At 71.4% G+C, this 12672-nt stretch carries 10 protein-coding genes; 7 read left to right on the forward strand and 3 right to left on the reverse strand.

Annotated features, from left to right (window positions below; translation table 11 throughout):
* Positions 1-188: 188 nt before the first annotated feature.
* Genes AB0D29_RS30015 through AB0D29_RS30025 form a run of 3 tightly spaced genes read left to right on the forward strand, consistent with a single transcriptional unit; the run spans position 189 to position 2593 of the window.
* Positions 189-1097, forward strand: a complete 909-nt coding sequence (locus AB0D29_RS30015) for an alpha/beta hydrolase fold domain-containing protein (protein WP_362858515.1) — start codon at positions 189-191, stop codon at positions 1095-1097.
* 1 nt (position 1098) lies between these two features.
* Entirely contained in the window at positions 1099-1617 is a 519-nt protein-coding gene (locus AB0D29_RS30020; RefSeq protein ID WP_362858517.1) for a hypothetical protein, read from the forward strand.
* A gap of 13 nt (positions 1618-1630) precedes the next feature.
* Entirely contained in the window at positions 1631-2593 is a 963-nt protein-coding gene (locus tag AB0D29_RS30025; RefSeq protein WP_362858518.1) for an LLM class flavin-dependent oxidoreductase, read from the forward strand.
* Here AB0D29_RS30025 and AB0D29_RS30030 read toward each other — a convergent pair.
* Entirely contained in the window at positions 2584-3090 is a 507-nt protein-coding gene (locus tag AB0D29_RS30030; protein ID WP_362858520.1) for a hypothetical protein, read from the reverse strand. The genes AB0D29_RS30025 and AB0D29_RS30030 overlap by 10 nt on opposite strands.
* A gap of 411 nt (positions 3091-3501) precedes the next feature.
* Between AB0D29_RS30030 and AB0D29_RS30035 the strand changes: the two genes are divergently transcribed.
* From AB0D29_RS30035 to AB0D29_RS30045, 3 genes are all read left to right on the forward strand, one after another.
* Positions 3502-7518, forward strand: coding sequence for an SGNH/GDSL hydrolase family protein (locus AB0D29_RS30035; protein ID WP_362858522.1), 4017 nt, complete (start codon positions 3502-3504; stop codon positions 7516-7518).
* 94 nt (positions 7519-7612) lie between these two features.
* On the forward strand, positions 7613-8065 hold the full coding sequence (locus AB0D29_RS30040) for a hypothetical protein (protein ID WP_362858523.1): 453 nt from the start codon (positions 7613-7615) through the stop codon (positions 8063-8065).
* A 49-nt stretch (positions 8066-8114) separates the two neighbouring features.
* Entirely contained in the window at positions 8115-9332 is a 1218-nt protein-coding gene (locus AB0D29_RS30045; protein WP_362858525.1) for a glycosyltransferase, read from the forward strand.
* 19 nt (positions 9333-9351) lie between these two features.
* Here AB0D29_RS30045 and AB0D29_RS30050 read toward each other — a convergent pair whose 3' ends face one another.
* A complete protein-coding gene (locus AB0D29_RS30050; protein ID WP_362858526.1) occupies positions 9352-9690 on the reverse strand; it encodes a hypothetical protein in 339 nt (112 codons plus the stop codon).
* Positions 9691-9770: 80 nt separating this feature from the next.
* Positions 9771-11549 (reverse strand): protein kinase, encoded by a 1779-nt coding sequence (locus AB0D29_RS30055; protein ID WP_362858527.1) that lies wholly within the window; start codon positions 11547-11549, stop codon positions 9771-9773.
* 165 nt (positions 11550-11714) lie between these two features.
* Here AB0D29_RS30055 and AB0D29_RS30060 point away from each other — a divergent pair, with 165 nt between their 5' ends.
* On the forward strand, positions 11715-12659 hold the full coding sequence (locus AB0D29_RS30060) for a hypothetical protein (RefSeq protein ID WP_362858529.1): 945 nt from the start codon (positions 11715-11717) through the stop codon (positions 12657-12659).
* The last annotated feature ends 13 nt before the right edge of the window (positions 12660-12672 follow it).

Here is a 12672-nt window from a genome sequence, read left to right on the forward strand (position 1 = left end):
CGGACATCCACGCCGGCATTACGACGGCGGTGATCGTGAACACGGCGATCGTGGTCCTCGGGACCCTCACCACCGCCCTCTTCCTCCGCAACAAGCAGCCCCGCAACGGCAACTAAGGCAACTCCGCCTTGTGACAGCCCTGCCGAGGCGGCGAACGTTGGCCCCAGGCACGGAGGGAAGGAAACCCGATGGCAACACCCACCCACTCGGCCGCCGGAAACAGCCGTGTCGCGGTCCGCTGGGAGCAGGCCCGCATCCCCTCCCCGTCCGGTCCGGTCCCCGCCAGGGTGTACCGGCCGGGGACATCAGCCCCGCAGGGCTGGCTGGTGTGGGCCCACGGCGGCAGCTGGCGCGCCGGATCCGCCCAGGACTGGCACGGCCCGACCGCCGAACTCGCCCAGTCCTCCGGATTCGCCGTCGTGAGCGTCGACTACCGGCTCGCCCCCGAGGTACGCCACCCGGCCATGGTCGAGGACGTGCTGTCCGCCCTCGCCTGGGTCCGGGAGCGGGCCGGGGCAACCGCTCCCGTCGCCGTCGGCGGAGACAGCGCGGGAGCCACCCTGGCCGCCTGCGCCGCACTCGCCTGCCGCGACCGTGCCTTTCCCCTCGCCGCCCAGGTCCTCGCGTACCCGCCCCTGGACCCCGGCTGCACCGCGGCCTCCTACCACCGCTTCCCCGACATGTTCCCCACGGCCTCCTACCTGATGGCGGCCTGGCAGGACTACCGGCAGCCGGGCCGGCCCGTGGCCGCGGACGGCACGCCCCTCTACAGCACCCCCTTCGAGGCGTCCGACCTGCGCGGCGTCGCAAGCGCCCTCATGGCCACCGGCGACCTCGACCCCGTCGGTGACGACGTGCACCACTACGGGCGCCTGCTACGGGCAGCGGGAGTGGAGGTGACCCTGCGGGAGTTCCGGGAGACGGGCCACGGGGCCTTCCTCCACCCCGGCCGCCCCATGGGCGGGCACCCGACGGTGTCCCTGCGCGGCTGGCTGGGCCTGTCCCTGCACCGGCTCGCCGCACCGGACGCCACCGGCGCCTGGGGCCACCCGCCCCGCTTCCCCGTCCCTTCCATCCTTCACCTCACAAGGAGCTGACATGACCCCCGACGTCCCCAACCTCGACGCCCTGCTCCGGCACTTCGCCGACCTGCGCGACGGCATCCACGGCGGAGCCGTGACCCGCCCCGACAAGGAGGAGCACTTCCGCACCGCCGCGCGCCTCCTGGACCCGTACGCCCGCCAGGCGCTCGGCGAGCTCAACGACGAACTGCTCCTCGGTCAGGGCGTGGTGGACGCGAGCGAAGTCCAACGCGCGGACGACGGCAGCCTCTTCCACGCCTGGACCCTGTGGTGGGACGAGCAGTCGGCCGCCGACATCCCTCCGGTGACCCTGTACGCGCACTACGGCGCCTCCTTCCACCACCCCCATCTGCGCGGGGCGACGGTCTCCGAGTGGCCGCTCAACGTCTTCGACGACGCCCAGGCCGCCACCGAGCTGCCCACACTGCGCGCCATCGCCGCCGCCGACCTCCACAACCTGGTCTTCGAACGGGACTTCAGGATCGTGCCCGCGACCATGGCGGGTGCCACCGGTGTCCCCGCCCACCAGCACTGAAAGGCCATCCCCCATGACGAACCTGCGACTGTCCGTGCTCGACCAGACCCCGGTCGGCGAGGACCGCACCCCGGACCAGGCGCTGCGCGCCTCCGTGGACCTCGCCCGCGTCGCGGAGGACCTCGGCTACACCCGGTACTGGGCCGCCGAACACCACGGCTCCCCGGGCTTCGCGAGCAGCGCGCCGGAGATCCTCGCGGGGGCGCTGCTCGCCCACACCTCGCGGATGCGGATCGGGACGGGCGGCGTGCTGCTGCCCCGCTACGAGCCGGCCAAGGTCGCCGAGGTGTTCGGCGTACTGGCCTCCCTCTACCCGGGACGGGTCGACCTCGGCATCGGCCGGGCGGGCGGCCCCGCCCGGGACTTCCCGCAGCGGCTGGCGGAGCTCCGGGTGCTGCTGGGCGAGGGGGGAGTCGTACCGCACGCACCGGTCCCGCCGCAGATGTGGCTGCTGGGCGCGGGACGAGAGTCGGCCCGGCTGGCCGGCCTGCTGGGGACCGAGTTCGCGTTCGGGCACTTCTTCTCCCCGACCGGGGGCCGGGAGGCGTTCGAGGACTACCGCACCGAGTTCCGGGCGGCCACCGGCGGTCGCGCGGGCGGCGCGCTCGCGGTGCGCGTGGTGACCGCGGACAGCGCCGGCCGCGCCGAGGAACTGGCCCAGAGCCTGCTGCTGTGGCGTGCCCGCAAGGACCTCGGCCGGGACGCCCCGCTGCCGTCGTACGAGACCACGCGCCGCCACCGGTGGACGGGCGCCGAGCTGGACCGGGCCAAGGTGCACCGCACCGCCCTCGTCTCCGGGGCGCCCGAGCAGGTGCACTCCGTACTGACGGCACTCGCCGCCACCCACGGGGTGGACGAGCTGGTCATCAACACCTTGACCGCCGACCCGGCCGACCGGCAGCGCTCGTACGAGCTACTGGCCGAGGCCTTCGCCCTCCCGGCGGCCCGCGCGGAAGCTGCCGTGGGTCAGAGGTAGAGGTCGATCGTGAAGCGCCTCATGCCCTTACCGATCGTGTCGGCGTGGACCGAGCCGCGAGCGCGGTCGAATTCCCCGGTGCCGCCGGTGATCCCGTTGTCGAACGAAGGGGGACGCCCGTCGGTGATGTTGCCGAAGACCATCCCCTGCACGGAGAGCTGGCCGCCCGGGAGGGTGTAGGTCACGACGCACACCTCGGCGCCGTGGTCGTCGGTCCGGGTGGTGGTGCAGGTGCCGTTGGTCTCGCCGACGCTCCTGTGGTTCTCGTCGAAGAGCTCCGAGTTGAAGACCGTCCGATCGCCCTGGGCTGCCGGGCCGTTGAGGTTGACGGGGAAGAACGACTGCTTCCTGAGCTCGCCGGTGAGCGTGATGACCCGGTGCTTGCCCTTGTCGTGGGAGGGATGGGGGTCCGTCGCGGCGGCCGCGACGGGGGCACAGGCGAGAAGGGCGACCAGCGCCGTGGCCGTGCCGAGACAGGCTGCTCTGATGGGACGCATCGTGCGGCTCCTGAGGTCGATGCTCATGGACGGTCAGATGACGATCACGTCATGCGATGACCTTCATAGCCCCGGTTCGGCCGCCGCCCGGAACGTCCCGGTGCGACCCACCGGCAGATCCGACCGATCGGACCAACCCGGGACGGGAGCAGGTCCGCCCGACCGGTCCTTTTCTGCCGGTTTGAATTTCCTCCGATTTTGAGGGCGAATTCCCTCTCCGGGTTTCATTTCGGACGGGTGAACGGAAGCGGCTTCCCCGCAAGTGCAAGCGCCTTCACAAGCGGAATTCACCGGATGAATACCTGCGTCAAATATTCCTTGACGTGACGACATGCCGCACACGTAAAGTCCGTGCGGTCGGCGCCAGTTGACGCCGTCTGAGGTTTTGTCGCATTTGGTTCAGGAGATGCAGTGAAACGAAGCAGACGCATATCTGCGTTACTCATCGGTCTGGTCGCCACCTCATTGGGAGCGGGGCTGCTGCAGCTGCCCGCGGTCGCGGCGGAGCCGGCGCCGGCGGCCGCCGCGGGCTCACCCGCTCCCGAGACCGACAAGTCGGCCGTTCCCCCGGCCGACCGCGAGAAGCTGCTGGGCAAGGGCTGGCAGAACTCCGGCGACCTGGCGTGGACGACCACGTCGGACGCCCAGGGGTTCCACATCCTCACGGCCAATGAGAACGCCGGATACGCATGGAAGACCGTCGCATCGCTCGCCGAGCCCGGTCTGGACGCCGACGCCTGGATCGGCAACGCGTGCGTCACCGGCTCCGGCCGGCGGGCCGTCGTCGTGTACGCCCCGCGTACGTTCACCAACAAGCCGCAGCTCATGGCGCGCGGTGCGTTCACGGCCGTCGTCGAGCTGGACACCGGCAAGGTGACCAAGCTGGACCTGCGCGCCTCGCTCTCGTACTACAACCCGGGCTGCGGCACGGGGGAGAGCGCCGTGTTCACCCAGTCCGGCGGCGACGACAAGAGCGGCACCCGGCTGGTGACCGTGGACGCGGTCACCGCCAAGCTCGCCGCACCGGTCGAGGTGACCGGTCAGGTCACCTCGGGCGTGCCCGCGGACGGGGCGGTCGTCGCGGCGAACGGGGCGCAGATCGTCAGGATCGACGCTCAGGGCCGCAGCCGGACGCTGGCCCGCACGGCGTCCGTGCCCTACCGGCTGAGCCCCGACGCCGACGGCGGCATCACCTTCCTCGACCAGCAGCCGCGGAAGTCGGCCACCGACCGCGGCACCACCCGGGTGCGGCGCGTGGCCGGCGGCAAGACCAGCACCCTGGGGGAGGGGCCCCTGACCAGCACCGGCCTCGCCCGGGCCGGCGGCGACGTCTACATCACCGGCGACGCCAAGGCGGCCACGTCGCTACCCGCCCGGGTGAAGTCCCTGCCGGGCACCCCCAAGGACGCCCTGGTCTCGACGGGCGGCAAGTCCGTGGTCCAGCGCACCGAATGGGCCGACGTCAAGGACTCCGCCCTCCAGCCGGAGTCGGCCCTCGACGCACGGCCCGTGAAGATCGAGCTGTCCGTACTGGACACCAAGAAGAAGGTCGGCTTCACGGCCGACCCGCTCGCGGTGACCCCCGACAGCTGGAAGCAGGGCCGCGACCCCGCTCCCGCCGCCGGCCGCAAGACGGCCGAGGGAGCCGAATCCGCGGCGCCGTCGGGAGCCGAGCCGACGGCCGAGGCCACCGCCTCGGCAGCGGCCACGGCCGCGGCGAGCTCGCCCACCGAGATCGTGGAGTCGGACCGGACCTGTTCCGTTCCCCGCAACGACCCCCGCAACCAGGCCATGCAGCCCAAGCCGCGCCAGGTGGAGTGGGCCGCGGACCAGGCCGTCACCGGGTTCCTGAACACGCACATCGAGCGCCCGGCGAACTGGAAGAACCTCGGCATGCCGGCGTACATGCCGCAGTCGCTCTTCCTCAACCCGCCGCTCGCGGGGGGCGGCAGGGTGCCGGCCCAGGTGCTCCTGGGCATTACCACCCAGGAGTCGAACATGTGGCAGGCGGCGCGCAGCGCCGTCCCCGGTGTCACCGGCAACCCGCTGATCGGCAACTACTACGGCATCGACTACTACGACGGCGCCGACGCCAACGACTGGGACGTCAACTTCGCCGAGGCCGACTGCGGTTACGGCATCACGCAGGTCACCGACCACATGCGGATGGCCGGCCGTGAGGACGGTCACGGCGGGGCCGCCTGGCCGTACCAGACACAGCGCGCGGTGGCGCTCGACTACACCGCGAACATCTCCGCCGGTCTGCAGATCCTGATCGAGAAGTGGAACGAGACGTACAACGCCGGGATGAAGCTCAACAACGCCAACCCGGCGAAGCTGGAGAACTGGTACTTCGCCCTGTGGGCGTACAACTCCGGCTTCCACCCCAAGGGCGCGGCAGGTGAACCCTGGGGCCTGGGCTGGTTCAACAACCCGGCCAACCCCGAGTGGGACGCGGCCCGCCCGCCGTTCCTGGAGAACTGGAACGGCGACGAGGACGCCAGCGCCGCGGCCCGCCCGCAGCACTGGCCCTACCCGGAGAAGGTACTGGGCTTCGCCGCGCACCCGCCGTCCTTCCTGGAGTCCCCGGGCAAGATGGTTCCCGCCTTCATCGCCTCCTACTGGAACGGCACCGCCGCCCCGGTGGACGCCCCGGGAAGCGCGAAGTACAACCGTGCGCACGTGAAGCCGCCGGAGAACCTCTTCTGCACCGCGGCCAACAGCTGCAACCCGGCGAAGATCGGTGACACGGCGACGAACGACACCCCCACCTCCGGCCCCTGTGGGAGGGCGGACTTCAAGTGCTGGTGGTCCGGACCGGCCACCTGGAAGGAAGACTGCTCCGCCTCCTGCGGGTTCGAGTTCATCCGCTTCAACTCCACCTACCCGGAGGAGGCCGACGGGACTCCGTACGCGCCCAACTGCTCGACCTCGGGCCTGCCCTCGAACGCTCTGATCATCGACGACGTGCCGGACGGCACCCCGGCCGTACGCCCCAACTGCGGGAGGCCCTGGACCAATCAGGGCAGCTTCGGCATGACCTTCTCCAAGTCCTCCGGCGAGAGCGTGTACCCCTCGAAGGTGGACCTGCACCAGCTGGGCGCCGGCTTCGGCGGGCACTTCTACTTCGGCCACACGCGTGCGTCCGACGTGAAGGGCGAACGCCTCAAGATCACCGGCACCTGGACCCTGAACAAGAGCCTGAACCAATGGGCCCGCGTACTGGTCCACGTACCCGACCACGGAGCCCACACCCGGCAGGCCAGGTACCAGGTCTCCACTGCGAGCGGCGTCTCGTTCCGGGCCGTCCCGCAGCGCATCAGATCCAACAAGTGGGTCTCGATCGGTGTCTTCCAGTTCAACGGCGTTCCGCAGATCAAACTCGACTCCATCGCAAAGGACGGAACCGGGGACGAGGACATCGCCTGGGACGCCGTGGCCATCCAGCCGCTGGCGGCCAAGCCCGAGCACATGATCGTGGCGATGGGCGACTCCTACTCCTCCGGTGAAGGAGCCTCGGTCACCGGGGGCGGCGAGTACTACCCGGAGACCGACTACGGCGGCGACCAGGGTTCGGCGCGCAACGCCTGCCACCGCTCGACGAACGCGTGGATCCGTCAGGCCGGCGCTCCCTACGACTCCGGCATCGGGCGGACCTTCGGGTCGCGGGCCGACAACTGGGGGGCGTCGGGCAGCATCGACCTCCAGCTCATCGCCTGTTCCGGTGCGCGGACCCACCAGGTCCTGTCCGCGAACGGTGAAGGTCCCATGAACGCCTGGGGGAAGAAGGGCGAGTCCTCGTACGGGGAGCTGCCCCAACTGGACAAGGGATACCTCGACGGCAACACCACGCTCGTCACCCTGTCCATCGGGGGCAACGACGCGGGGTACTCCGACGTGATCAAGAAGTGCATGCTCCTCACCTTCCCGACCAGCAACTGCTTCGACGATCCGCTCGACGGCGAGAGCGAGTCGATGAGGACGGCCCTGCCGAAGACCCTCGCGACGAAGGTCCGCCCGTCCATCGTGACCACCCTCAAGGAGATCGCGCTGCGGGCGCCCAACGCGAAGATCGTTCTCATGGGATATCCCATGTTGTTCTCCAACGGTGTGAACTGCGCCGGCGCCCCGTTCGTCAACGCCGCCGAGTACGCGGATTTCGGGGCCGTGACCACCACGATGGCGAAGGAGATGGGCAATGCCGCGGCCGATGCCCGCGCGGCCGGAGTCCGGGTGGTGTTCGCGGATCCCGGAGTCGCCTTCAACGGAAAGGGAATCTGCGGGACCCCGGAAACCATTCACGGTATCGTCAACGACAAAACGCCGAGCGACAAACCCGGCGATCAGGTTTCGGCGCAGGGATTCCATCCCAAGACCACAGGCGCCACGATCTATGCCGGAGTCCTCAACGAGGCTCTGAAGCCGTGACGTTCTGACGGCTCCACCGCTCCACCGCTCCACCGCTCCACCGGTGCCCGGGGCCGCACACGGCCTCGGGCACCTTCCCATCGAAAGGCGGACCATGCGGGAACTCGCGGGCACAGCCGGTGCGGCGGCCACCGGGGCGCTGACCGGAATTGCCGTCTCCGGCATATGGAATTGGGGCTTTCGTGAGGACGCGACGGTGTGCAAGGACGAGCCGAGCGTCTGTGTCACGTACTACCCGCTGTACGCGCTCGGCCTGGCCATCGCGGTCGTGCTCGTGCTCGTCCCGGTGGGCCTGTGGATCTCCCGGGTCCGCCCCCTGCAGGTCAGCGTGCCCGTCTGCCTCGTGTTGATGGCGTACGTCCTGCTGCGCTCCGGTGACTGGCTGTACGCCCCCGGGCGCCCCGGCCTCCAACTCACCTGGCCCTTCGTACTGATCTGTGCGATCGGCCCGGCCCTCGTCGCCACGGCCCGCATCCGGCGCCTGCAGGTGCCCGCGCTGTCCGCCCTGGGCATCCTGATCGTGGTTTCCCTCTTCGCCGGGGCCTGAGGGCAGAATCTCCCACCGTAGCCAGTGTCTTCGGAATGGGGAGTACGGAATGCGCGTGTTGCTGTCGGCCTATGATTCGCGCGGCGGCGTCGAGCCGCTGGTGGGTCTCGCGGTGCGGTTGCAGGAACTCGGCGCGGAGGTGAGCGTGTGCGCACCGCCGGACGAGGAGTTCGCCAAGCGGCTGGCCGGGGTCGGCGTGGAGATGGTGCCGACGGGCCAGTCGGTGCGCGCACTGGTGACCGGGAAGACGCCGCCGTCGCCCGGGGGCGTGCCGCGGCGGGCGGCCGAACTGGTCGCCGCGTTCTACGAGAACGTCAGCGCGGCGGCCGAGGGGTGCGACGTACTGCTCGCGACCGGTCTCGTGCCGGCCGTGGCCGGTGTGAAGGCCGTCGCCGAGAAGCTGGACATCCCCTACGTGTACGCCAGTTACCAGCCGGTGAGCCTGCCGTCGCCGCACCACCCGCCGATGCCGAGGCCCGGCCGGCCGCTCCCGGAGGACGTGACCGACAACCGGGAGCTGTGGGACCGCGACGTAGAGGACGCCCAGGCGGTGTTCGGCGAGGCGATCAACACCCACCGGGCGTCGATCGGCCTGCCGCCGGTGGACAACGTCCGCGACCACGTCTTCACCGACCGCCCGTGGCTGGCCGCGGACCCGGTCCTGGCCCCCTGGCAGGAGCCGGCGGACCTCGACGTGGTGCAGACCGGGGCGTGGGTCCTGCCGGATGAACGCCCGCTCCCCGCCGACCTGGTGACGTTCCTCGACGCCGGCACACCCCCGGTGTACGTGGGCTTCGGCAGCATTCCGATGCGTGATCCGGAGGGCGTCGCCCGGGCGACCGTCGAGGCGATCCGCGCGCAGGGCTGCCGCGCCGTCCTCTCCCGCGGCTGGGCCGACCTGGCCCTGATCGACGACCAGGACGACTGCTTCGTCGTCGGCGAGGTCAACCACCAGGCACTGTTCCGCCGTACGGCCGCCGTCGTGCACCACGGCGGCGCGGGTACGACGACGACGGCCACCTGGGCCGGCGCGCCCCAGGTGGTGGTCCCCCAGGGCGCGGACCAGCCGTATTTCGCCGGCCGGGTGGCCGAGCTGGGCATCGGCGCGGCGCACGACGGTCCGACCCCGGCCTTCGCGTCCCTCTCGGCCGCGCTCAAGACGGCCCTGACCCCCGAGACCCGCGCGCGGGCGACCGCCGTGGCCGCCGCGTTCCACACCGACGGGGCGATGGTCGCCGCGAAGCTGCTGCTCGACGCGGCCGGCTGAGCCACCGGCCGGCCGGGCTTCAGCCGACGTCGAAGAAGAAGGTGACCCAGACCAGTACCGCGGCCACCATCACGAGGGCCACCGCACCGAGCGGGACCCCGATGCGGGCCCCGGCCGGCGCCGGTACCCCGTCCCGCCGCGAACGCCACAGGTCGGGAAGACCCCAGACGATCGCGCAGATGCCGAGGGGCAGAACGAGGTAGAGGGGCACGAAGCGGATCAGGGACGGGACGGCCTCCGGCAGGAACGGGCAGCCGATCGACCCGACCGCGGCGATGCCCAGGAGCAGGGACCCCCTGCCCGTGGACCGCGGTTCTGCCTCGTGTGCCGACGCGTCGGCCTGCTGCGTGGAGCTCATGGGAACCAGGCTAGGCGGAGGGCGATCGGCGCACCTGGGGGCGGCTACTCAGACGTCCGTGAGTAGCCGGCCCCGCCTCCTCAGGGCCGGCGCTTCCAGAGCGTCACTTCGGTGAGGTAGGTCGGGACGGTGTACTGCTTGCTGGTCGACGGCTCGATGGTGACGATCTTGACCATGGCCAGGTTGCCCTTGGACGTGACCGTGCACAGCAGGTCGCCCTGGACGATGGCGCTGTCCGCGCCGGAGAGGTCCGAGCTCGGCAGCTTGTCGGGGATCGGGTTGGTGGCCGCCCCCGTCTCGCACTGTTCGGGGGTGGCTCCCTTGCTCTTCCCGAAGGGGGTGCTGCTCTTGACGTCGTTGTAGCCCATCGCCAGCTCCTGGTCCTTCCAGCCGATCTCCCCGAACGGGGCGACCTTGGGGAAGTCCAGGTCGACGTCGTAGACCTTGCCGAACTCCCGGCCCGCCAGGAGCTTCAGCGGCTTGTCCTTGAACACGACGGTGTAGGCGGGGGCGGAGGCGGGGGCGCCGGAGGCCTGGGGCGCCGCAGCCGAGCCGCTCGGCTGCGACGCCGGGGCGGCGTCCTTCGGCTGGTCCGCCGTCTTCTGCCCGCCGTCGCGGGCGGTCGACCCGCCGCCGTCCTCGCGCGTGAGGTACCAGGTGCCGCCCGCGATCAGGGCCACCGCCAGGACCCCCGCGCCGACGATCAGCGGCAGGCGGCCGCGGCCCGCGGGCGCGGGGGCCGCCGGAGCGGGCGCGGCGGCAGCGGGCGCGGCGTAGGCGGGGCTCGTGGGGGCGCCGTACACGGGGGACTGCGCAGGACCGCCCACCGGCCCCTGCGTCGGCGCGTACGCCGGGTGCGCCGGTCCGGCGGCCTGCGTGGGGGCGTACGCGGGCCGGGCCGGCCCGGGGGCCTGGGTCGGCGTGTACGCGGGCTGCGGCGGCGTCTGGGCCAGCTGCTCGCGCCGTGCGATGGCCGCGGCGACCGGTGCGGGCAGCCAGTCCGCGAAATCGCGCAGCTCGCGGCCCGCCGACTTGCGGCACCACTCGGCGATCTCGGCGGGCAGGGGCCGCTGCGCGGGATCGGCGGCCAGGCAGCGCTCCAGCAGGGGCCGCAGCGCGTCCGGGTACCCGCTCAGGTCCGGCGCCTGCTGCGGGGTGTTGGCTATCGAGGCGGCGACCGAGATGCCCGCGCCGTCGCCGTACGGGTGCCGGCCGGTGGCCACGACGGCGGCGATCAGACCCAGCGCGAAGACGTCGGTGGCCGGAGTGACCTGCTTGCCGAGCGCGTGCTCGGGCGACATGTACTGCGGGGTCCCGATGAACCCGCCGCTGCGGGTCAGCTGCGTGGTGTCGGTGGCCCGAGCGATCCCGAAGTCGATCACCCAGGGACCGTTCGAACCGAGCAGGATGTTGCTGGGCTTGAGATCGCGGTGCACCACCGAGGCGGCGTGTACGGAGTGCAGCGCCTGCGCGGTGCAGCCGATCAGCTGGAACACGGCGGGCAGCGGCAGCGGCCCGTGCGCGGCGAGGGCCTCGTCGAGCGGCAGACCCGGCACGAACGCCGTGGCCAGCCACGGCTGTTCGCCGCTGGTGTCGTGGTCGAGGACCGGCACGATGTGGTAGCCCTGCACCCGGCGGGCCGACTTCACCTCGTGCTCGAACCGGGCCCGGAAGTCCTGCTCCTGGGCGAACTCGCGGCGGATGACCTTCAGCGCGACCGGCTGGTTCCCCCGGGTCCGGGAGAAGTAGACGGAGCCCATGCCGCCTTCGCCGATCTTGGCGAGCAGCCGGTAACCGGCTATCTCCTGCGGATCGTTCGGCCCCAGCGGGCCCAGCACCGCGCGGTCGGCGTTCGACATTCGTGTCCCCTCGTTGATCACGAAGGAAGATCGTAACGGGCGTCCGTCCACGGCCCGGCCCGTCCGCTGCCCGGGCCGGCGCTCCGTCCCGCCCGAGTGCGCTCTGGTGGCGCCGCCGGGGCATCTCCTACCATCGGGACAGGGGCGGGGGAGGGGGGTGCGCGGATGGCGGCGCATGTCGGTCGGCTGGAGCGCTTCGTGGCCTGGGTGCTGCGCAATGCCGATGTCGTCGTTGCCCTGTTGGTCGCGATGGCGGTCGGCTTCCTGGACATCTTCGGTGACGTCGTCAGCGACGACGTGGCCTCCGGCGCCACCCTCGTCGTCCTCGGCCTGCTCGCCACCGGATCGATCGTGGAGCGGGTGCGCCGGCCCGCGAGCATCCAGGACGCGATGAGCGGGACCCGCCGGGCCCTGGAAGACCTCGCCATGGTGCGCTCCCTCTCGGGCAACGAGGTCGGCGAGGCCCTGCGCAAGGCACGCCAGCACACCAACCTCTGGTACTTCAAGGGCGGTACGGGCACCTACCTGCGGGCCGTCACCCTGCCGCTGTGCGTGCGCGCGGCGAAGGAACAGCGCTCACAGCTCAACGTGAAGATCGACATCGTGAACCCGGCCGACGAGCGGGCCTGCGCCGCCTACGCCCGTTTCCGCCAGATGTTCGGCGCGCAGCGCCCCGGAGACGACCTGTGGACCACCGACCGGGTCCGCCGGGAGTCCTACGCGACGGTCCTCGCCGCCTGCTGGTACCAGCGGCAGCTGACGACGCTCGAGATCAGCGTGCACCTGTCGGCCGCCGTGCCCACCCTGCGCTTCGACCTGTCCGAGACCTGCCTCGTCATCACCCAGGACGACCAGTCCCGGGTGAACCTGCTCGTGGAACGGGGCCAGCCGCTCTACGACTACTACGTCACCGAGCTGCACCAGAGCCGCGAGCAGGCAACCGTGCTCGATCTGCGCGTCGCGTCGCCCCTCGGCCAGGAGCCGACCGTCGACGAGGTGCGCACGCTCTTCGACGACCTGCGGCTTCCGCTGCCGCGCTTCTTCACCGACAGCGACATCGGCAAGATCATCGAGAAGGCGCTGCACGCGGAGGACCCCTACAGGAGGTGAGGCGCTGCGGCGC

Source organism: Streptomyces sp. NPDC048424 (assembly GCF_040651555.1).
GTDB lineage: Bacteria > Actinomycetota > Actinomycetes > Streptomycetales > Streptomycetaceae > Streptomyces.